The sequence below is a fragment of the Aquimarina sp. Aq107 genome, assembly GCF_943733665.1.
GTDB lineage: Bacteria > Bacteroidota > Bacteroidia > Flavobacteriales > Flavobacteriaceae > Aquimarina.
The window spans coordinates 4,109,871-4,134,231 of sequence record NZ_OX030782.1 but is presented as its reverse complement, the minus strand read 5'-3'; the positions used below and the strand labels follow the sequence as shown (position 1 = coordinate 4,134,231).

The window sequence follows — 24,361 nt, the reverse complement described above, 5'->3', positions numbered from 1 at the left end:
GATATTATATAAATATGTATACGCTATCAAGTAAATTAAGATTATTTTCTATCATTCTTGTAGTTATAGGTGCAATAGGGTTGACTTATGGTTTCCTTTCTGCTCCAAATACTATCGAAGAGGTAAAAGAAATGATGGCAGCACACGATGCCCACGGAGGTGGTCATGGTGATACGCAGGCAACAACTGATTCACATGCGTCAGAAGGACATGGAACCGAAACACACGGTAAAGAAGATGCGCATGGTGGAGATTCACATTATGAACATACGCTACATCAACTGCAAAATAAGCCTTGGGCTGCATTATATGTAGCTGCGTTTTTCTTTTTTATGATTGCGTTAGGTGTGCTGGCGTTTTATGCGATTCAATTTGCATCACAAGCTGGCTGGTCACCTGTGCTTTTTAGAGTTATGGAAGCGATTACAGCGTATTTGGTACCTGGAGGAATCATACTATTTGTAATCTTAGCTTTATCAGGTTTCCATATAAATCATTTATTTGTTTGGGCAGATCCTGAAGTGGTAGCCCATGATAAATTAATTCAAGGTAAATCTGGTTGGTTAAATGGTACTGGTTTTATATTCAGAGCAGCTATTTTCTTAGGAGGATGGATGTTGTATCGCCATTTTGCGGTAAAGTATTCTAGAAAACAAGATGAAGATGCTACAGGAAACAAATGGTACAAGAAAAGTTTTAAAATATCAGCAGGATTCTTAGTGTTCTTTATTTATACAGAATCTATGGCTTCTTGGGATTGGATTATGAGTTTTGATCCACATTGGTTTAGTACCTTGTTTGGATGGTATGTTTTTGCAAGTTTATTTGTTTCAGGAATAACTACGATTGCATTGATTACTATTTATCTTAAGTCCAAAGGTTATATGGAATTTGTAAATAATAGTCACATTCATGATTTAGCAAAATTTATGTTCGGTGTTAGTATATTCTGGACGTATCTTTGGTTCTCTCAGTTCATGTTGATTTGGTATTCTAACATACCAGAAGAGGTAACATATTTTATAACTCGTATTGAAGATTATAAATTACCATTCTTTGGAATGTTAGTTATGAACTTTATATTCCCTTTATTAGTGCTTATGAATAGTGATTACAAACGTATTAACTGGTTTGTAGTAATGGCAGGTATTATTATTTTATGCGGACATTATGTGGATGTATTTAATATGGTAATGCCGGCTACTGTAGGTGAATCTTGGTTCATTGGTATTACAGAAATTAGTGCTGTATTAATGTTCTTAGGATTATTCTTATATGTAGTATTTAAAGCATTAACTAAGGCACCATTGTTAGCTAAAGGGAACCCTTATATTGAAGAAAGTAAACACTTTCATTATTAAAAATTAGATCGTAAAAAAGAAGATAGATAAAAAATGACTGTATTCTTAACCATAGTAGTTATAGCACTTATAGGAATCTCCTTATGGCAGATGTCTAAAATATTGAAGTTGTCTCAAGTTAATGGAGCTGATAACTCTCAAGTAGCTAACGACAAGGATAATAACTTACAAGGTAAGTTAATGCTTGCTTTTGTTGTATTCATATATATCCTAACAATATTTTGCTTTGTTCAATATAATAGTTTTTTCCTTCCAGAATCAGCTTCTGAACACGGTATTGAATATGATAGATTAATGTTAATATCTATGGTATTGATCATGTTTGTTCAGATCATTACTCAAGGATTGTTACATTTCTTTTCATATAAGTACAGAGGAAATAAAAATAACAAAGCATTGTTTTTTGCTGATAATGATAAGTTAGAGTTTATTTGGACTATTATTCCCGTTATTGTTTTGGCAGGATTGATTATATATGGATTATTTACTTGGACTGATATTATGAATATTGACGAGGAAGAAGGTGATCCGTTAATAATAGAGTTATATGCATATCAATTTGATTGGAGAGCAAGATACTCTGGAGAAGATAATGTTTTAGGAAAAGCGAATGTTCGTTTTATCGAAGGTGTTAATACTTTAGGGCTAGATGCATCTGATTCTTATGGAATGGATGATAAAATAGTGAATGAGCTACATCTTCCTGTTAATAGAAAAGTGATCTTTAAAATGCGTTCTCAGGATGTATTGCATTCTGCCTATATGCCATTTTTTAGAGCTCAGATGAATGTAGTTCCTGGTATGATTACAGAGTTTTCATACACGCCGATATTAACTTCTGATGAAATGCGTAATAGTGAGTTTATGGTAGAAAAAGTAGCCACTATTAATAAGATTAGAAGAGAAAAGAGCAAACAATTGGTTGCGGCAGGAGATGAGGCTTTAGAGAATTACGAGTTTGATTACTATTTATTATGTAACAAGATTTGTGGTGCTTCTCATTACAATATGCAAATGAAGATTGTAGTAGAATCAGAAGAAGATTATAATGCTTGGTTAAAAACGCAACAGACGTTTAAAGAGCAATTATCTGCTCAAGCAAGTAACTAAGAAAGAGAAAAAGAGAAATTATTATATTTTTATTAAAAGAATAACTGTATGTCAGCAATAGCACACGTAGATGGTCACGCAGAAGATCACGATCACGGACATCATCATAAAGAGACATTTATAACTAAATATATTTTTAGTCAGGATCACAAGATGATTTCCAAACAGTATTTAATTACTGGATTGATTATGGGAATCATTGGTATTGCAATGTCTTTATTATTTAGAATGCAACTAGCATGGCCTGATCATAAGTTTACTGTTTTTGAGGTCTTATTAGGTAAGTTTGGAGAAGATGGTGTAATGGATCCTAGTATGTATCTTGCTTTGGTTACTATACATGGTACTATTATGGTATTCTTCGTATTGACGGCAGGTTTAAGTGGTACTTTTAGTAACCTTCTAATTCCATTGCAGATAGGTGCTAGAGATATGGCTTCTGGCTTTTTAAATATGGTTTCGTATTGGTTGTTTTTCTTAAGTAGTGTAATAATGGTTTTATCTCTGTTTGCAGAGGCTGGACCTGCATCAGCTGGATGGACAATTTATCCACCATTAAGTGCTTTGCCGCAAGCTATCGGAGGTTCTGGTACTGGTATGACTTTATGGTTAGTATCTATGGCAATCTTTATTGCTTCTTCATTATTAGGTTCATTAAATTATGTGGTGACCGTAATTAATTTAAGAACAAAAGGGATGTCAATGACGCGTATGCCATTAACAATATGGGCATTTTTCGTAACTGCGATTATTGGTGTGGTATCTTTCCCTGTTTTACTGTCTGCGGCATTATTATTAATAATGGATAGAGGTTTTGGAACTTCATTCTACTTAAGTGATATTTATATTGCCGGAGAAGTATTGCATAACCAAGGTGGATCACCTGTACTTTTTGAACACTTATTTTGGTTCTTAGGTCACCCAGAGGTATATATTGTATTATTACCTGCTTTAGGTATAACATCAGAGATTATTGCTACGAATGCGCGTAAGCCTATATTTGGATATAGAGCCATGGTTGCTTCAATTTTGGCAATTGCATTTTTATCTACTATCGTATGGGGTCACCATATGTTTATTTCAGGGATGAATCCGTTCTTGGGATCAGTATTTACGTTTACAACTTTATTAATTGCAATACCATCAGCGGTAAAAGCGTTTAATTATATTACCACATTATGGAAAGGTAATCTGCAGCTCAATCCTGCAATGTTATTTTCTATAGGTCTAGTATCTACATTTATTACTGGTGGACTTACAGGAATTATTCTTGGAGATAGTACGTTAGATATTAATGTACATGATACATATTTTGTAGTAGCGCACTTTCACTTGGTGATGGGTATCTCGGCATTGTATGGTTTATTTGCCGGAGTATATCATTGGTTCCCTAAAATGTACGGTAAGATGATGAATAAAAATCTTGGATATGTTCATTTTTGGGTAACAGCAATAGGGGCATATGGAGTTTTCTTCCCAATGCACTTTATTGGGATGGCTGGATTGCCACGTCGTTATTATACAAACAGTAATTTTCCATATTTTGATGATTTAGCGGATACCAATGTTTTAATTACTGTATTTGCTTTGATTACAGCAGCAGCACAATTAGTGTTCCTTTATAACTTTATACATTCTATTTTCTACGGAAAGAAAGCGGTTCAAAACCCATGGAAATCTAATACTATGGAATGGACGACACCTGTAGAGCATATGCACGGAAACTGGCCTGGAGCAATTCCACACGTATATAGATGGCCATATGATTATAGTAAAACTAGAGAAGACGGTGAGTATGTAATTCCTGGACAGGATTATGTTTCCCAAATCACTCCATTGCAGGATGGAGAAGAGGAGATGCATCATTAACTGATCCCTTATAAAAAATAAATCAACCCTTTTGAGCTAGTCTCGAAAGGGTTTTGCTTTTTTGGGATATTAAATTTTACTTTATTTATAGTATATAGAAGCATACTTAAGTAATTTGTTAAGTTGAATTTTAGTGTTATTTTAGAGTATAAATTCAAAATTAAAAATTGAACCACATATCGCCGGCATACATTTTTTGTTATATAAGTATTGTAGTAGTATTTTTTTGTGGGTTGTTTTATGGGAACTCAGTATTGATTTTTATAAAACCAATCTCTTCTTTAACACTGATTTGGATTTATTTTGAGAATAGGAAGAAGGTAAGTATGCTGTATCCATTAATTATCGGTATCATTATTATAAATGATGTTCTTGTTTTAAAGGATTTTGATCTTTATTTTGAATATATAAGCATATTATTACTGTTGTATTACTTTTTATGCTCGTACTTGTTACTGCCGTTTATTTCTTTAAAAAACATTAAGTATAAAGAAATGCTTTCTCCTTCTGTAGTAATAGGTGTATTATTAGTTGTTTACCTTGCTCTTTCTATTTTTAATATGACCATGCCTGGCTTTCAGGATGCTATTGGTTATGGTGTAATAATAGTTATTTCTTTATTCTACTTCTTGGGATGTTGTTTTATTATTTATTTGAGAAATCGGTATAAATATTCTTACTATTTATTAATTGCAGCAAGTGCTTGTGTTTTAGTTAATGCTTTGGTTCCTATCCAAGAATTATATCACAATAATGTTATTTTTGAATCTATTATATATTCTGTAGATATAATTGCTATGCTGTTTTATTTGAAATTTTTAATAGGTACTGAGTCAAAAGAAGAAATAAGTGGATCTAATTTTATTTAATAAAAATTGTATACGTAGATGTATATAAAGTGTAATTCCCATCTATTTCATTTGTTATATGTTCAATCGAATAATTAAGTACGTTAAGCATTATTATATTGAAGCCGCTCTTTCTTTTTCTAGTATATTTGTTTATACTGTTAATGTAATTCAGAATTCACTTCAAAAAATATACTTTTAGTAATGAATGAAAATTTAAATCCTTCAAGTGAAAATTTCTCTAATGAAGATCTTGATATAGAAAGAGCTTTAAGGCCTCTTGCATTTGAGGATTTTTCTGGACAGGATCAAGTTCTGGAAAATTTAAAGATTTTTGTTCAAGCTGCTAATTTAAGAGATGAAGCTTTGGATCATACACTCTTTCATGGTCCTCCAGGTTTAGGTAAAACTACATTAGCGCATATATTAGCTAATGAATTGGGTGTAGGGATAAAGGTGACATCGGGGCCGGTTTTGGATAAGCCTGGCGATTTAGCTGGTTTGCTAACAAATCTAGATGATAGGGATGTGTTATTTATTGATGAGATTCATCGATTAAGTCCAATTGTAGAGGAGTATTTATATTCAGCTATGGAGGATTATAAGATCGATATTATGATAGAGAGTGGTCCTAATGCAAGAACAGTACAGATTAACCTAAATCCTTTTACGTTAGTTGGCGCAACAACAAGATCGGGTCTTTTAACTGCTCCTATGAGAGCTCGTTTTGGAATTCAATCACGATTACAATATTATACCACAGAATTACTTGCCACGATTGTCGAAAGAAGTGCTCATATATTAAATGTGCCTATTTCATTAGAGGCGGCTATAGAAATAGCAGGTCGTAGTAGAGGAACTCCTAGGATTGCAAATGCATTATTACGTAGAGTACGGGATTTTGCGCAAATTAAAGGTAATGGTAAGATTGATATAGAGATTTCTAAATTTGCTCTTAAAGCGCTCAATGTGGACGCTCATGGTCTCGACGAAATGGATAATAAGATTCTTACTACGTTAATAGATAAGTTTAAAGGTGGGCCGGTTGGGATCACTACGCTAGCTACTGCGGTAAGTGAAAGTGCTGAAACTATTGAAGAAGTTTATGAACCTTTTTTGATTCAACAAGGGTTTATTATGCGTACACCAAGAGGTAGAGAGGTTACAGAAGCAGCATATAAACATTTAGGTCGTGTAAAAGGAGGAATCCAAGGAGGATTGTTTTAGTCTTAGAATAAAAAGTATTAAAAATATGCCAGTCCCAAAAGTCTCTTTTTTTCAAGTTCTTAAGAATGCTAAAAACATTCTGAGCAATCCATTACCATTTCATAATAAGAATTTTGAAAAACATGGAGATGTTTTCGAAGTTAATCTAGGATTTGGTAATTCTGTTATTTTTACCAGAGATGCAGGTTTTGCAAAACATATGTTGCAAAATCAACATAGAAAATATTATAAATCTCCACTGCAAACTAAAGATTTAGGGAAGTATATAGGTAATGGTTTGTTAACTTCCAATGGAGATCATTGGTTAAGACAGCGGAGGCTAATACAGCCAGCATTTTATAAAAAGAAAATAGATGTAATTGCAAAAACCATTAGAGAAACCATATGCGAAGAACTGTCTAGAATAGAGCCTAATGTTTCCTTGGATATTTATCCGTTAATGAATGATTTGGCTTTTAGGGTAGTAGCAAAATCATTGTTCAGCTATACTGATACAGGTAATACTATGGCTAGATTGCAACACATAACCGAAGCTGCGCAAAAATCTTTAATTAGAGAAATTAGACAACCGTATAAAAGGTGGTGGTTTTATCTTAGTGGTCAAATAAAAAGTACACTTACCTTAACCCAAGAAGCTAGGGATATATTGAATACCATTATTGAAGAAAGGCGAAGATCCGAAGATACATATGATGACCTTTTAGACACGTTATTGAGTTCTAAATATGAAGATGGTAGTTCGATGGATAACGAAAGATTAATAGATGAGATATTAATTTTATTCGTAGCAGGACACGAAACTACTTCTAATGCATTATCTTTTTGTTTAAGCTTATTGGCACTACATCCAGAAATTCAAGAATCAGCATATACAGAAATTGCGAAATATGGTGAACAAGAATTGTCCTTAATGGAGCAATTCGAGAAGAGTAAATATGTTGCTCAATGTATTGAAGAATCTATGCGTTTGTATCCACCAGCATATTTTTCAGATAGAGTAAATATTGAGAAAGATGAATTTAATGATATAGAATTGTCAAAAGGCACTACGGTTCTTATCTCGTTTTTCGAAATACATAGACATAAAGATTTCTGGGAAAATCCTACTGTTTTTGATCCAGACCGTTTTCATCCTGATAATAAAAAGAAATATTCTGATTGGTATTTTCCTTTTGGTGCAGGACCAAGGATGTGTGTAGGTAGTAATTTTGCGATGTATGAAATGATTTATGCAGTTAGTGAATTAATCAGAAAATATAAAATTTCTACATCCATATCAGAAATTGAGATTAAGCCATTGATTACTTTGAAACCGGTAAATGCAATTCTGAAGTTTACTCCAAGAAATAAATAATAAATCAGTAGTATCTTTAAAATGAATTACCATAGATGGAACAAACATCCAAGTGTTCTATGGTAAGTGATTAGTTTCTTTTCAGCCTTTCGTAATTGTTTGTATTTGTCAAGAATTTCGTCTGCAGTCTCCTTACATGGTGCTTTTTTGTAAAGTGTAAGTTTCTTTAAATAAGCATCTTTAATCCAAGACTCTCCGTCACTTGGGAGCATTCTTGTAAAACAATTTAATGAATTCATTTTGGGGCTAAAAATACTTAGGTCTTCTTGAATCTCTGTAATTTTCTCAGCTCCAAATTTTTGAACATTTTTACTTTCAAAACTTTTTGTGTTGTATTTAATAATATAGTTGAATACAGCATTTGTTTTTAGTGAGTCATTCTCTATATAATAATATTCAAGAATTGTATCCTCATAAGCGTGGGGCTTATAGGCATGAATAATAAAACGAAGTTTTTCATTTTCTCGATAGTAATCGATGGTTCCGAAGAAATTTTCGGAGCACTTATATCTCTTGTATGTATTATTAATTGTTGAATCTTTGCTAGCAATACGGTTTAAGAATTCAAAATAGTTATCTTGTTCAGAAGCTGGAAATTCTTGTTGACAATAACCAAAATGTATAATAAAAAAGAAAGTATATAAAAAGAGTTGTCGCATGTACTTGAATAATTGATGTCTAAAGATACAATTTGCCAAATGAATATAGAGTTGTTTTATCTTTGTGTTGTATGTAAGTCAAGTAAATATGAAAACAGTCACAGTAGTTAAAGCTGACAAAAATGAAATCGAGTGGATTAATTCGAAGTATGCTGAAATTGGTTTTGTAAAATCTAATTACGATAGTGAATTTATTGTTATTGCTAAGGTCGGGAATAATAACGCTGGACTTGGAAGGTTAGTAAAGATTGATGAAAAAAATATTGAACTTGGAGGGATTTATACATTTCCTGATTTCCGAGGTTTAAAGGTTGCTGAAAATATTGTGAGCAATCTATGTGACAAAAATCCTTACAAAGAGTCTGTAGTTTGGTGCTTACCATTTGAAAATCTACTAGGTTTTTATTCCAAATTTGGATTTAAGAAACATAAAAAAGATGTTGTTCCTCAAGAAGTGAGTAAAAAACTCGAATGGTGTAACTCGGATGATAAGTATGACAAAGAAGTAATACTTCTTTGTAAAAATAAATAAGCTTACAAGCTACACTATAGTTCCCTGATAGAGAGGTTAGTTTTCAACCAAAATATTAGGGGTTATTTGCAAAGTATCCAAATCTTTATGATTTAGTATTAATAAAAGAAGAATAAAAAAATAAAATAAAGTGATTTGGCTTGTAGCTAAACCGGAAGTAATCGTTTATTTTCTACACAACTTGCCATATATTTAAAGCTTTCAAAAACGTTTTCATATACTGCTTATGATTAATAAATCTGAAACATATGCATCTTTGATAAAAGCCGAAGCTAAACGCCTTGGTTTTTTATCTTGTGGTATAAGTAAAGCAGAGTTTTTAGAAGAAGAAGCACCTAGGTTAGAAAAATGGTTGCATAAAAATATGAACGGGCAAATGTCATATATGGAGAATCATTTCGACAAACGGCTCGATCCGACAAAGTTAGTTCCGGATTCTAAAAGTGTAATATCATTACTTCTTAATTACTTTCCTTCCGAGACGCAAAAAGATTCAGATGCTCCTAAGATTTCCAAATATGCTTATGGTCAAGATTATCATCATGTGATTAAATCAAAACTGAAACAACTCCAAGAATTTATTTCGGAAGAGATAGGCGATGTCTACGGAAGAGCTTTTGTTGATTCGGCTCCAGTATTGGATAAAGCTTGGGCAGCAAAAAGTGGATTAGGATGGATTGGTAAAAATAGTAACCTGCTTACTCAAAAAGTTGGGTCATTTTATTTTATAGCGGAATTGATTATTGATTTGGAGTTGGTATATGACACACCCGTTACAGATCATTGTGGAACATGTACTGCTTGTATAGATGCATGTCCTACTCAGGCTATCGTAGATCCATATGTGGTAGATGGTAGTAAATGTATTTCTTATTTTACAATTGAATTGAAAGAAGAGATTCCTTCCGACTATAAGGGAAAATTTGATAACTGGATGTTTGGTTGTGATATATGCCAAGATGTATGTCCTTGGAATCGTTTTTCTAAATCACATAGTGAACCTCTTTTTAATCCTAAACCAGAATTGTTAGAGATGACAAAGAAAGATTGGGAAGAAGTTACCCAAGAAGTTTTTTCTAAAGTTTTTCAAAAATCCGCAGTGAAACGAACTAAATTTTCTGGCCTAAATAGGAACATCCAATTTTTGAAATAAATACGTTGATTGTTTGACGATTTGATAATACAAACGGTTGTATATATTGTTTTGTCTGTTTTTGGTATTAAAACGTTAATAATTTTTAGAGAAACTTGTATATTCATTAGATTTTTAGCTAAAATATTGACTAATTTTAACTTATTTTATTGTTTAAGTTAAGATTCTAATATAGTATCAAGTACTAAACATTTCACACATGAATGAATTATCTTATATCGACATTACAGTAATTGTAGTGTATCTCATCGGAATTATTATTTATGGAATATCAAAATCAAAAAGGGGAAGTTCAGAAGATTATTTTTTAGGTGGAAGAACAATGACTTGGCCCATTGTAGGTATTGCATTGTTTTCTGCAAATATTTCTAGTTCTACCTTAGTTGGACTTGCGTCTGATGCATACCAGACAAATATTAATGTTTATAATTACGAATGGTATGCAGTTGTTGTTCTGATTTTTTTCGCAATATTTTTTCTTCCTTTCTATTTGAGATCTGGAGTGTATACCATGCCTGAATTTTTAGAACGAAGATATGATAAGAGATCTCGTTACTATTTTTCATTTATTACTGTAGTCGGTAATATTTTAGTGGATACTGCAGCGGGGCTTTATGTGGGTAAAATCGTATTAACACTATTGTTTCCATCCATGGATTCTACATTAATCCTGGTTATTTTGGCAGTGGCGGCTGCAGCTTATACTATTCCAGGCGGATTGAATTCAGTTATTCAGACAGAGGTTATTCAGGCAATATTACTTATAATTGGATCTTGTCTGTTAACATATTTTGCTTTTGATCAATTAGGAGGAGGATGGTCAGGAATGATGGCAAAATTAGATACTATGTTAGCTGCAGGAGATGTTAATTTTGGAACTCGCTTAGAAGAAGGAAAATATATACCGGTCAATTCTGATGAAGTATTTAGTTTAGTTAGACCTAGTAATGATGAGTTTATGCCTTGGTGGGGATTGTTAACAGGAGTCCCTTTATTGGGGTTTTATTTTTGGGCAAATAATCAATTTATGGTGCAACGTGTTTTAGGAGCAAAAGATCTTAATCATGGTCGTTGGGGAGCATTGTTTGCAGGATTTCTAAAATTACCAGTGATTTTTATCATGGTAGTTCCGGGTGTATTAGCATTACTACTATTTAGTAATTTAGATATTACTAGTTTAAACTATACATTAACCGATGGAACTATTTGTAACAATCTTTCTGATTGTCCAAATCTTACCTATCCTGTTTTATTATTTCAATTATTACCAGTGGGAGTGTTAGGTTTGGTAGTAGCAGGACTAATGGCAGCAATGATGTCATCTGTTTCTGCGACATTTAATTCTGCGTCAACTTTGGTTACTATGGATTTTGTTAAGCAGCTAAAACCTGAACTTACCAGTAAACAATTAGTGAGAGTAGGACAAATTACGACAGTTATTTTAGTAGTCTTGGCTATTTCTTGGGTTCCATTTATCGAAAGTGTAAGCGATTCTTTGTGGACGTATTTGCAGTTAGTGATTGCTTATACGTGTCCTCCAGCAGTTTCTACTTTTGTTTTAGGTCTTTTCTGGAAACGGGCTAATGGAAACGGTTCAATCGTAAGTTTATTAACAGGTTTTTCTTTAGCTGTGTTTATGATTTTATCGCAAACTTTTGATTGGATACCTGTTATTAATGAATTACATTTCTTAGCAAAAGCTACTTGGTTATTTGTCATATGTATTATTCTTCATATGATTGTAAGTTTGATGACAAATCCACAATCAGAAGAGCAAATAAAGGAGTATACTTATAAAAAGGAAATGTTCAAAGAAGAATCTAAAGAACTAATAGGCTTATCTTGGTATAAAAATTATAGAATTTTATCTGTAATACTTTTGGTAATAACAGCTCTTGTAGTTGGTTTTTTCTGGTAAATTAAATAATTAAATATGCGAAATTTTAGGTTTAGAGTTCTAACAACGTGTTTACTTTCGGTATTCCTTTTTAATTGTAATAATGATAAGAAAATTGAATATTTAGGTCATCAACAAACACTTGAAAAGTTGATTCTGCAAGAAGATACAGATGGTGATAAGAAAATAACAATTGATGATAAAGGGCCTAAACAATTCGAATTTATTGATTCATATGGAGAAGTAAATTTGATAAAGGGGACTTATCATTTGTCTAATTTGCTTCAGGAGTTGGCTATTGCAGATCAGAACGATACTATTTCTTTGGATCGAATTATAGAATCTCCAAGTAATCGAATTTCAAGATTAATTAAGACTAGATACTGGGATAATCTAACAAGATCAGTTGATAAAAAAGGATTAGCAAAAGTTTTAGAAGATACTAAATCAGAGACTGATACTTTTAGGCTGTATGTACCATTTAATGATCAAGAAGCAATTACTTATTTCGAAACTATAAAATCAGATATTCCAAAATTAAAAGTTATAACGCTACCAGAGAATATTACTCCGTCATATGTAAAAACATTAAATAAAGTTTCTGGAATATTAAATCTAGCGCATAAGATAGATGAAAGCGGAAATTATAAAGCAAAACCTTTCGTAGTTCCTGGAGGAAGATTTAATGAAATGTATGGCTGGGATAGCTATTTTGAGTCTGTTGGATTATTAATTGATGGTCGAGAAGATTTAGCCATGTCTATGGCGGATAATTTTGGGTATCAGATTGAACATTATGGTAAAATCCTTAACGCTAATAGAAGTTATTACCTTACCAGAACACAACCTCCATTTTTTAGTTCTTTAGTAAGAGAAATATATCAGAAGAATCCAAACGTATCAAGAAACTGGTTGTCAGATAATCTAAAAATGGTGATTAAAGAATATGAAACTGTTTGGTCAGAAAAAGATGTTCGTTTAACAAGTACTGGGTTAAGTCGTTTCTATGGAGAGGGAATTGGAGTTCCTCCAGAAACAGAAAAAGGACATTTTGATTTTATATTAAATAAGTATGCAGCAAAACATAAGCTTAATTTAGATGAGTTTGTAGAGAAATATGGTTCAGGAGAAATTATAGATGAAGAACTTGATTTGTATTTTACCCATGATAGATCAATGAGAGAAAGCGGACATGATACTTCCAATAGATTAGATGATGTGTGTGTGCATTTAAATACTGTAGGAATTAATAGTCTTTTGTATAAATACGAACAGGATATAGCATATTTGATAAGAGAAGCATTTCAGGATAAGTTTATTATTGATTCTAAAGAATTTTCATCGGACTTTTGGTTAGAAAAAGCAGAGAAAAGAAAAAAGATAATGGATGATCTGTTGTGGGATGAAAAAAAGAAGACGTATTATGATTATAATTTTGTTTCTAAAACACCTCAAAAAATAGAATCAGCAACTAATTATTATCCCCTTTGGGCGGGATTAAGTAGTAAAGATCAGGCTGCTTCTTTGGTAGAAAATTTGTTTAATAATTTAGTTCAGAAAGGCGGTGTTGCGGCAACTACAGATATCACGAATAAAGAAGATCCTAACGCACCACAGCGTCAATGGGATTATCCTAATGGTTGGGCACCGCATCAGATGATGATATGGAGAGGTCTTATTAATTACGGTTACGAAAAAGAAGCTCAAGAACTGGTTTATCGCTGGTTATGGATGATAACAAAAAACGCAGTTAATTATAATGGAACTATCCCAGAAAAGTATGATGTAGTAAAATGCACCCATAAAGTATATGCAGAATATGGTAATGTTGGGACAGAATTTGATTATATAACTCCAAGTGGATTTGGATGGATGAACGCATCTTATCAGTTAGGGTTAAATATTTTAGATGAAAAACTAAAATCTCAATTAAATCAGTTGGTAGATCCTGATGATATATTTAGTAAAAGAGGTAAATAATTATATAATCTACAATATAATTCATAAAAAACTATTAAGTTTTCTGAAACCTTAATTTTTTTAAAGATTACCTAGTTTTGTCTTTTGCATCTCGCATAGACTTGTACCTTTGTATAGCACACAATTTTATTGATATAATATGAGTATCGAAAGTAAACGAAGAGAAGCACTAATTTATCATGCGAAACCTACTCCTGGTAAAATTAAAGTAGTACCTACAAAAAAATATGCAACTCAAAGAGATTTGTCTTTGGCATATTCTCCTGGTGTAGCGGAACCTTGCTTAGAAATTGAAAAAGATACAGCAAATGTATATAAGTATACTGCAAAAGGAAATCTAGTAGCGGTAATATCTAATGGTACTGCTGTTTTAGGACTAGGTGATATTGGTCCAGAAGCTTCTAAGCCTGTTATGGAAGGAAAGGGGTTGTTGTTTAAAATTTTTGCAGATATTGATGTGTTTGATATTGAAGTTGATACAAAAGATGTAGATGCATTTATTGAAACAGTAAAAAATATAGCACCTACTTTTGGAGGAATTAATCTAGAAGATATTAAAGCTCCAGAAGCTTTTGAAATAGAGAGGCGTCTTAAAGAAGAACTAGATATTCCGGTAATGCACGATGACCAACATGGTACAGCTATTATTTCTGCGGCAGCCTTGTTAAATGCACTAGAAATTGCTGGAAAGGATATTGGTAAAGTTAAAATAGTAGTTAGTGGAGCTGGAGCTGCAGCAGTTTCTTGTACAAGACTATATAAAGCTTTTGGAGCAAAAGCTGAAAATATAGTAATGACCGATAGTAAAGGTGTAATTCGTAAAGATCGAGATAACTTAACTCCTGAAAAAGCAGAATTTGCAACAGATAGAAATCTTGACACTCTTGCAGATGCAATGAAAGATGCTGATGTGTTTATAGGTCTATCAATGGCTAATTTGGTGGATCCAGAAATGTTGTTATCAATGACTAATGATCCTATTGTATTTGCCATGGCAAACCCTGATCCAGAAATAAGATATGATTTAGCTGTGCAAACCCGTAAGGATATTATTATGGCTACTGGAAGAAGTGACCATCCTAATCAGGTAAATAATGTTCTTGGTTTTCCATTTATATTTAGAGGAGCATTAGATGTAAGGGCAACTGGTATCAATGAAGAAATGAAAATGGCAGCTGTAAAAGCGTTGGCAGATTTGGCTAAAGAGCCAGTACCTGAGCAAGTAAATATAGCATACGGAGAAACTAGACTTAATTTTGGTAGAGATTATATTATCCCAAAACCTTTTGATCCTAGGTTGATAGCCAAAGTTCCTCCGGCAGTTGCTAAAGCTGCAATAGAAAGCGGCATAGCTACAGAACCGATTGAGGATTGGGATAAGTACGAAAGTGAGCTCTTGGAGCGAATGGGGAATGATAATAAATTGGTGAGATTGTTAATGGATCGTGCTAAGCTGAGTCCCAAAAGAGTGGTTTTTGCAGAAGGAGATCATTTAGATGTTTTAAAGGCAGCACAAACAGTAAAGGAAGAAGGAATTGCTTTTCCAATATTATTAGGTCGTAAAGATATTATTGCAGAGTTAATGAAGGAGCTTGATTTCGATCCTGCAGGAGTTACCATTATCGATCCTAAGGCGGATGAAGAAATTGATAGAAAAAACAGGTATGCTCAGAAATATTGGCAAGATAATAGCCGAAAAGGAATAACTCTTTATGGAGCTCAAAGATTAATGAGAGAGCGTAATTATTTTGCTGCGATGATGGTTAATGAAGGCGATGCAGATGCTTTATTATCAGGTTATTCTCGAAGTTATCCAACAGTACTAAAACCAATATTAGAACTTATCGGTTTGGCAAAAGGGGCTACTAGGATCGCTACCATGAATGTAATGATGACCAATAAGGGGCCATTATTTATTAGCGATACTTCTATTAATATTGACCCTACTTCTAAAGAGTTAGCAAAGATAGCTCAAATGACTGCAAGAACAGTAGAGATGTTCGGTGTTGATCCAGTTATTGCAATGATATCCTATGCTAATTTTGGATCCTCAAAACATCCTAATGCTTCTAAAGTAAAAGACGCAGTTTCATACTTACATCGTTATTATCCTAACCTAGTTGTGGATGGAGAATTACAAATGGATTTTGCTTTAAATCGAGATATGCGAAAAGATAAATTTCCTTTCTCGAAGCTTAATGGTCGTAAAGTGAATACTTTAGTATTTCCTAATTTAGATTCTGCTAACAGTACATATAAAATGCTGAAAGAATTAAATAACTCAGAATCTATAGGACCGATAATGATGGGGATGAAAAAACCAGTTCATATACTTCAGTTAGGTGCTAGTGTAGAAGAGATGGTTAACGTAGCTGCGGTGGCAGTTATAGATGCACAAGAAAAAGAAAAAAGGGAAAAAGAGATGTTTTCACTTACGTCGAGTGATGTGTAGTTGTTAAGTGATACTTACAAAATTTTAATAGTAAAATAAGCTTCAAAAAATATAAGTTTTTGGAGCTTATTTTTTTAAACCATATTGTAGGATAATTTTCTTACTTTTGGATGCTTAACACTCATTTGACTAATGATTACACAAATCAAGGGGCGACTTGTAGAAAAAAATCCAACAGACGTAGTAATAGATTGTAATGGTGTCGGATATCTTTTACATGTTTCGTTACATACATTCTCATTAATTCCAGATCAGGAAGTTTTACAATTATATACACATTTACAGGTAAAAGAGGATTCCCATACATTGTTTGGTTTTGCAGAAAAATCAGAACGTGAGATTTTTAGACTTTTGATTTCTGTTTCCGGAATTGGGGCAAGTACCGCAAGAACTATGCTTTCTTCTTTACATCCGGATCAGATAAAAGATGCTATAGCATCTAATGATGTAGCGACTATACAATCTATAAAAGGAATTGGAGCGAAAACAGCCCAACGTGTAATTATTGATCTAAAAGATAAAATTCTTAAAGTTTATAATATTGATGAACTTTCTGTATCCCAAAACAATACTAATAAAGATGAAGCGTTATCTGCATTAGAAACCCTTGGATTTAATAGAAAACAATCAGAAAAAGTTGTTGATAAAATTCTTAAGGTTAGCCCCGACGAAACAGTTGAAAATATTATTAAACAAGCACTAAAAAATTTATAAAAACATTGAGTTCATTACATTCCTTATATTTTAAATTTTTGAAAAGACTAGTTTGTTTAATCGTACTATATGGGGGAGTACTTTTTGGTCAAGAGAATGAAACGGTACGAGACTCCACAAGTACTACATTTTCTTTAGGAGAAATTTCTTTACCAGATCCTAATAGTATAGTTGCCAAGTATGAGTATGATCCAATAACAAATCGCTATATATATCGTGAAATGTTAGGGTCGTTTAATGTTAGGTATCCTTTATTTCTTACTCCAGAAGAATTTGAAGCTCTAGTTGAACAAGAACAAAGAAGAGATTATTTTAAAGAAAAAATAAGCGCTTTTAGTGGAAAAACAGACGGAAGCGAAGAGAAACGTAAAAACCTTCTCCCAATTTTTTATGTAAACTCAAACTTTTTTGAGTCGATTTTTGGTGGAAATGAAATTGAAATAATACCTCAAGGATCTGTGGAAATGGATTTGGGTATTTTATATACAAAACAGGATAATCCGGCATTTTCTCCAAGAAACAGAAGTAATTTCACCTTTGATTTTGATCAAAGAATCAGTCTTAGTTTGTTAGGTAAGGTTGGGAAAAGATTGCAGATTACTGCAAATTACGATACAGAATCAACCTTTGATTTCCAAAATCAAATAAAGCTAGAATATACTCCTACGGAAGATGATATTATAAGAAGTATCGAAATTGGTAATGTTACAATGCCAATTAATAACTCATTAATTCAAGGGTCTCAGAGTCTTTTTGGAGCAAAACTTGGATTGCAGTTTGGTAGAACTAGTGTTACTGCTGTATATTCCGAACAAAGATCAGAAACAAGATCTGTAAATGTTCAAGGTGGAGGAACTGTGGAAGATTTTGAAATTTTTGCTTTAGAATATGATGATAATAGGCATTACTTTTTATCTCATTATTTTAGAGATACTTATGATGAAGCTTTAACTAACTATCCTTTTATAAATAATAATATTCAGATTACTAGGATAGAAGTTTGGTTAACGAATAGGGCTACTAGTGCACAAACGCTAACCGATGCAAGAAATATTGTTGCAATTCAGGACTTAGGAGAATCTCCAGATGCAGGTAATTTTACAATACCAGTTTCTTTGTTTAATCAGCCAGCAGGATCTTTTCCTGATAATGGAAATAATGATTTAGATCCTTCTGCAATAGGCCCTGGAGGACCAATTACGGATGCGATTCGTCAAATACCAACTGTACAGCAAGGGTTTACAGGTGCGATCACAGGATTTAATGAAGGGTTTGATTATGCGGTTTTGGAGAATGCTAGGCAATTAAATCAAAGTGAGTATACGTTAAATACGCAGTTGGGGTATATATCCTTAAATCAAAAATTAAATAATGACGAAGTTCTGGCGGTTGCATTTCAATATACTGTTGGAGGAGAAGTATTTCAAGTAGGAGAATTCGCCAATGATGGAGTGGATGCTACTATTGGAGATGATTCAGGTACAGGTATCGAAGCAGGTTCTAGTAATAGTTTGGTAGTAAAAATGCTAAAAAGTCCTATTACCAATGTAGATCTTCCTATTTGGGATCTGATGATGAAAAACATCTATAGCACGGGAGCGTTTAGATTGAATGCGGAAGATTTTAGGTTAAATATAGTGTACACTAATCCGTCTCCAGTTAATTATATTACACAGGCAGAAGGATCGACAACAGTACTTCCAGATGATGTTGCAGATACCAGGCTATTGAGTGTTTTTAATATGGATAGGTTAAATCCTAATAATGACCCTGTACAAGGAGCTGATGGATCGGGAGATGGTTTTTTTGATTATGTTCCCGGACTAACGATTGATCCGGAAAACGGAAGAGTAATTTTTACTACTGTAGAACCTTTTGGACAACATCTTTTTAATAAGTTAGACAACGATGGAATTACTAATCCTGCTGATTATACTAATCCATTGAATTATAATGAAAATCAGAGTAAATATGTATTTCGGGAACTGTATACCGAGACAAAAGTAATAGCAGATCAGCAAGCTGCAGAAAATAAATATTTTCAATTAAAAGGTAGATATAAATCCTCTGGACAAGATGGAATACCTTTAGGAGCATTTAATGTTCCACAGGGATCTGTAACAGTTACTGCTGGAGGAAGAACGTTGCAAGAAGGAGTTGATTATACTGTAAACTACCAATTAGGTAGGGTTAATATATTAGACGAGGCCTTATTGGCTTCTAATACTCCAATTCAGGTTTCTACAGAGAATAATGCAGTGTTTGGACAACAAACTAAGCGTTTTACAGGAGTTAATATAGAGCATAAGTTCAGTGATAACTTTATTATAGGTGGAACTTATTTGAATCTTAATGAAAGACCTATTACTCAGAAATCTAGTTACGATTTTGAACCTATAAATAATACCTTATTAGGTTTTAATCTTAATTATTCTACTGAAGTTCCATTTCTGACTAGAATGGTTAATAAATTACCTAATATTGATACAGATGTTCCTTCCAATGTTTCTGTTAGAGCAGAAGGTGCGTATTTGATAGCAGGGGCTCCAAAAGGTGCGGATTTTGGTGGAAAAGTAACCACATATATAGATGATTTTGAAGGAGCGCAGACACAAATTGATGTGAGCTCTGCTCTGTCTTGGGAACTTTCTAGTGTACCAATTGGGTTTGATTCTAGAAGTAGTGATGCAGTTCTAGATGGAATTGAATCAGGGTTTAGAAGAGCAGATTTGTCTTGGTATACGGTTGACCCTATTTTTTATACTAATGACAAACCTAGTGGTATTTCTGATGAGGATGAGGAATTTAACCCAGCAAGAAGGGTCTTTTTAGATGAAATTTTCCCCGATACAGATAGGCCACCGGGACAAACCTTATCTTTATTTCCTTTGGATCTTCATTATAGACCATCAGAACGTGGTCCTTACAATTATAATGATCTTGCTGCTGCGGATAATGTGTTACCAAATCCAGAAGATAATTTTGCGGGAATTACTCGTCAATTGACATCTACGAATTTTGAACAATCTAATGTTGAGTTTATCGAATTTTGGTTAATGGATCCATTTTTTGATCCAGGAGGTGGAGGTGCTCCATTGACAAATGCAACTGGTGGTACGATTGTTTTTAATTTAGGTAATATTAGTGAGGATGTTTTAAAAGATGGTAGGAAGCAGTATGAAAATGGACTTCCTGCGGATGGCACGGATACTGATACTTCTCCTACGGATTTCGGTAAAGTTCCGATTAATCAATCGTTGATTTATGCGTTTGATTCAGAAGGGCAAGCGAGAGTAAATCAAGATGCGGGATATGATGGGTTAAGTGATACTGAAGAAGTAGCTTCATTTCCAAGTTTCGATCCTAATGATCCGGCAAATGATAATTATAGGTATTTTTTGCAAGCAGAAGGAGGTATAGTGCAGCGTTATAATGATTATAACGGTACACAAGGAAACTCGCCAACTAGTGTCTCTAATGAAGATCGTGGTAATACTACATTTCCAACTGCAGAGGATGTGAATCGCGATAATACTATGAATACCATAGATAGTTATTTTGAGTACGAAATACCAATCTTTCCAGGTATGGATGTTGGTACTGATGGAGGAACTGGTTATGTTACTGATATTAGAGAAGGAAATAGAACTATTCTAAATGGTCAGAATCATGGGTATAGATGGCTTCGTTTTAAAGTCCCTATTTATGAGCCAACAAATGCAAGAAATATAAGTGATTTTAGATCAATTAGATTTATGAGGATGGTCGTTACTGGTTTTGATGAACCGGTAATATTAAGATTCGCGACATTGGATCTTGTGCGAGGAGATTATAGAAGATATGTTCAGCTTGGAAATGTTACGAATGATCCAACAAGTGGATTAAATATTTTTGGAGATAATGAAGTGTTAGTGACCTCAGTTAGTGAAGAAGAAACTCCTAATTATGTAACTCCTCCTGGAGTAAGAAGGGAAGAGTTGATAAACAATAATACCACAATAAGAGAAGATGAAAGATCATTAGCTTTAACAGTAAATGATCTACAAACCAATGATTCTAGAGGTGTCTACAAGAATTTTAATGTAGACATGCGTCAATATGAAAACCTTGAGTTATTCTTACATGCAGAAAACCTTCCTGGGCAATCTTCATTGACAAATGACGAATTAGTTGCCTTCGTAAGGATGGGTAATGATTTTACAAATAACTTTTATCAGATAGAATTACCGCTTCAAGTCTCTGATTTATCCAGTAGAGTTCCTGATGAGGTATGGCCGGAGGCTAATAGACTAAACCTTCCTTTAGAGTTTTTACAAGAAGTAAAAGCAACAGTTATAGGAGACGGTTCTTTAAATAGTACAAATCTTAACTTTTTCGATGGACCAAATAATCTAAGAGTTGGGATAAAAGGAAACCCGAATTTTGGAGACATTCAGGTGATGATGGTTGGTGTTAAAAATGCTAGTAATACAAATGAATCTGGTTCAGTTTGGTTTAATGAAATGCGTCTAAGTGATCTTAAGAATCGCGGTGGTTGGGCAGCTGTTGGTAGTATGGATGCTAATATTGCTGATTTTGCAACTGTGAGTGCTTCTGGTAGGATTAGTACAATAGGTTTTGGAGGTATAGAACAAGGGCCAAATGAGCGTAGTATCGAAGATGTTAAGCAATATGATCTTACTACGAATGTGAATTTAGGACAACTTTTGCCAAAGAAATGGGGGTTACAAGTGCCTTTTAACTATAGTAGGGGAGAAGAGCTTATTACGCCACAATATGATCCGGAATTTTTGGATTTAGAGTTACAGGATAGGTTAGATAATGAAACGAATCCTGAAGAAAAAGAACGTATAAGAAGGCAATCTGTAAATTATACAAAAAGACAAAGCTTTAATGTTATTGGGCTTAGAAAGGATAGGACGGGTGATAGTAAACCAATGCCTTATGATGTAGAGAATTTAGCTTTTTCGGGAACATACAATCAAACAGATCATCACGATTTTGAAATAGAAAATTCTTTGGATCAGAGTGTTCGTTTAGGTGGAACGTATGATTTTAGTTTTCAGCCTAAAGAAGTTGAACCCTTTAAAAAGATAAAGTTTTTAGGTAGGAGTAAGTATTTTGATTTAATTAAGGATTTTAACTTTAATCTTTTGCCGACTAGTATTTCAGTTAACTCTAATATTACAAGACAGTTTAATGAACAAGTGTTTAGGGACATAACATTAGGTCCAAATGATTTAAGGCTGCCCGCACTTACTCAACGTAATTTCTTGTTCGATTGGCAATATGGGATTAATTATAATTTGACAAAATCGCTTAATTTTAGTTTTAATTCGGCTAATAATAGAATTGTAAAGAATTTTATTGATGATGATGGTGTTGTAGATGATTCCATTGGTGTTTGGAGTGGATTATTTGATGTTGGTGATCCCAACTTCCATAGTCAACAGTTACAGGTTAATTATGAGATTCCGTTTAACAAAATTCCGTTATTAAAATTTTTGAGGACAACATATTCTTATTCTGCAGATTTTCAGTGGACTAAAGGAAGTGAAGCTTTGAAGAACTTAGATGGGATACCCGATTTAGGAAATACAATACAGAATGCAAATATTCATACTGTAAATGGTTCTTTAGATATGGGGACATTGTATAAATATGTAGGGTTGACCAAGAAGAAACCTGGAAGGAAGAGAGCAAAGAAAAAGAAGCAATCAAAAGAGGCTGATGGTAAAGATGCTGCTAAACCGGCTTTAGCTGATTCCAAGAAAAGAACTAAAAAGAAATCTAGTAAACTTACTATAGGAGATAAAGTGCTTAATACTGCAATAGGTCTGGTGACTGCGGTTAAGAAAGTTAATGTAAACTATCAACAGGATAACGGGATTTTCTTACCAGGTTACATTCGGGAACCAGGATTTGTTGGGACTTTAAAACCTACGGTTGGTTTTACATTTGGTAGTCAAGCAGAGATAAGGGATTTAGCTGCAAGAAATGGTTGGTTGACTTTGTATCAGGATTTTAACCAACAATATCGTGAAGTAGAAGGTAGGCAGCTAAATATACAGGCTTCAGTAGACTTGCTTAAGGATCTTAAGATTGATATTAGTGCCAATAGAAATTATTCCGAAACATATACGGAGAATTATAGAGTTAATTTAGATGTAGAGGATAATTTTGATGGGAATATAAATTTAGATAATCCATATTCGTCTTTAACGGGTAATACTTTTGGTAACTATACTGTTTCCACGCTATTAATTGGGACTGCGTTTAAGAAAAGTGACGAGTTTAACTCAGAAACTTTCGATAAGTTTCGAGAAAATAGGCTCATTATAGCAAGGCGTTTAGCGCTGGAAAGAGGAATAGATCCAGGAACTGGAAATAATTTTCCGGTTGGTCTAGGTCCTACGAATCAAGCGGTTCTTTTGCCTGCATTTCTAGCAGCGTATACAGGAGCAGATCCTCAAAATGTTCAGAAAGGGGCATTCCGAGATGTTCCTTTGCCTAATTGGGATATTAAATATACTGGTTTGATGAACTTAAAATGGTTTAAAAAACGTTTCAAGAGGTTTTCAATGGCGCACGGATATCGCGCGAATTATACGATTAATCAATTTCAGACAAATCTAGAGTTCAATCCTAATAATCCAGATGAATTAGATCAAGGAGATAATTTTAAGAACCCTGAATTATATGCTAATGTCAATCTTACGGAGCAGTTTAGTCCATTGATTAGGCTAGATATGGAAATGAAAAATTCTATAAAAATTCTTGCCGAATGGAAAAAAGATCGAGCTCTGTCGTTAAGTTTTGATAATAATTTACTTACCGAGATTCAGGGTAATGAGTATATCATAGGTCTTGGATATAGGGTGCAGGATCTTACTTTTGTTACTAAGATTGCTGGTAAAAAGACTACTTTAAAAAGTGATCTTAATTTTAGAGCTGATTTATCATTACGTCAGAATGAGACGATAATTAGATATTTAGATATAGATAATACGCAAGTTACTGCGGGGCAAGATATATATGGTATTAAGTTTACTACAGATTACGCATTAAGTAAAAACTTAACAGCGTTATTGTTTTACGATCATACTTTTTCTAAGTATTCAATTTCTACAGCTTTCCCGCAAACTACGATTAGAGGAGGCTTTACGTTAAGGTATAATTTTGGGAACTAATTAGGAATATATTGT

14 protein-coding genes are annotated in these 24,361 nt (G+C 33.3%); 13 read left to right on the top strand and 1 reads right to left on the bottom strand.

What is annotated here, in order from left to right:
• Nucleotides 1-14: 14 nt before the first annotated feature.
• The 6 genes from NMK29_RS17980 to NMK29_RS17955 all read left to right on the top strand — a co-directional run bounded on the left by NMK29_RS17980 (nt 15) and on the right by NMK29_RS17955 (nt 7,769).
• Nucleotides 15-1,361 carry a quinol:cytochrome C oxidoreductase gene (locus tag NMK29_RS17980; RefSeq protein ID WP_108802237.1) on the top strand — a complete coding sequence of 449 codons (1,347 nt, stop codon included), beginning with the start codon at nt 15-17 and terminating at the stop codon, nt 1,359-1,361.
• A gap of 33 nt (nt 1,362-1,394) precedes the next feature.
• Entirely contained in the window at nt 1,395-2,471 is a 1,077-nt protein-coding gene (locus NMK29_RS17975) for a cytochrome c oxidase subunit II (RefSeq protein WP_108802236.1), read from the top strand.
• Nucleotides 2,472-2,519: 48 nt separating this feature from the next.
• Nucleotides 2,520-4,340, top strand: a complete 1,821-nt coding sequence (locus NMK29_RS17970; protein ID WP_108802235.1) for a cbb3-type cytochrome c oxidase subunit I — start codon at nt 2,520-2,522, stop codon at nt 4,338-4,340.
• 326 nt (nt 4,341-4,666) lie between these two features.
• Entirely contained in the window at nt 4,667-5,209 is a 543-nt protein-coding gene (locus NMK29_RS17965; protein WP_159092120.1) for a hypothetical protein, read from the top strand.
• Between the two features lie 183 nt (nt 5,210-5,392).
• Nucleotides 5,393-6,415, top strand: a complete 1,023-nt coding sequence (ruvB, locus tag NMK29_RS17960) for a Holliday junction branch migration DNA helicase RuvB (RefSeq protein ID WP_108802233.1) — start codon at nt 5,393-5,395, stop codon at nt 6,413-6,415.
• Between the two features lie 25 nt (nt 6,416-6,440).
• Nucleotides 6,441-7,769, top strand: coding sequence for a cytochrome P450 (locus NMK29_RS17955; protein WP_108802232.1), 1,329 nt, complete (start codon nt 6,441-6,443; stop codon nt 7,767-7,769).
• A gap of 26 nt (nt 7,770-7,795) precedes the next feature.
• On the opposite strand, the gene NMK29_RS17950 is transcribed toward NMK29_RS17955, so the two are convergent.
• Nucleotides 7,796-8,428, bottom strand: a complete 633-nt coding sequence (locus NMK29_RS17950; protein WP_108802231.1) for a hypothetical protein — start codon at nt 8,426-8,428, stop codon at nt 7,796-7,798.
• Between the two features lie 88 nt (nt 8,429-8,516).
• On the opposite strand from NMK29_RS17950, the gene NMK29_RS17945 reads away from it, so the two are divergent.
• The 7 genes from NMK29_RS17945 to sprA all read left to right on the top strand — a co-directional run bounded on the left by NMK29_RS17945 (nt 8,517) and on the right by sprA (nt 24,346).
• Nucleotides 8,517-8,960 (top strand): GNAT family N-acetyltransferase, encoded by a 444-nt coding sequence (locus NMK29_RS17945; RefSeq protein WP_108802230.1) that lies wholly within the window; start codon nt 8,517-8,519, stop codon nt 8,958-8,960.
• Between the two features lie 226 nt (nt 8,961-9,186).
• Nucleotides 9,187-10,113, top strand: coding sequence for a tRNA epoxyqueuosine(34) reductase QueG (gene queG, locus NMK29_RS17940; protein WP_108802229.1), 927 nt, complete (start codon nt 9,187-9,189; stop codon nt 10,111-10,113).
• Nucleotides 10,114-10,312: 199 nt separating this feature from the next.
• On the top strand, nt 10,313-12,031 hold the full coding sequence (locus NMK29_RS17935) for a sodium:solute symporter (protein WP_108802228.1): 1,719 nt from the start codon (nt 10,313-10,315) through the stop codon (nt 12,029-12,031).
• Nucleotides 12,032-12,046: 15 nt separating this feature from the next.
• Nucleotides 12,047-13,990, top strand: a complete 1,944-nt coding sequence (locus NMK29_RS17930; RefSeq protein ID WP_108802227.1) for a trehalase family glycosidase — start codon at nt 12,047-12,049, stop codon at nt 13,988-13,990.
• A 139-nt stretch (nt 13,991-14,129) separates the two neighbouring features.
• Nucleotides 14,130-16,442, top strand: coding sequence for an NADP-dependent malic enzyme (locus tag NMK29_RS17925; protein ID WP_108802226.1), 2,313 nt, complete (start codon nt 14,130-14,132; stop codon nt 16,440-16,442).
• Nucleotides 16,443-16,574: 132 nt separating this feature from the next.
• Nucleotides 16,575-17,156, top strand: coding sequence for a Holliday junction branch migration protein RuvA (gene ruvA / locus NMK29_RS17920; RefSeq protein ID WP_091407910.1), 582 nt, complete (start codon nt 16,575-16,577; stop codon nt 17,154-17,156).
• 38 nt (nt 17,157-17,194) lie between these two features.
• Nucleotides 17,195-24,346, top strand: a complete 7,152-nt coding sequence (gene sprA, locus NMK29_RS17915; RefSeq protein ID WP_234424217.1) for a cell surface protein SprA — start codon at nt 17,195-17,197, stop codon at nt 24,344-24,346.
• Nucleotides 24,347-24,361 lie beyond the last annotated feature (15 nt).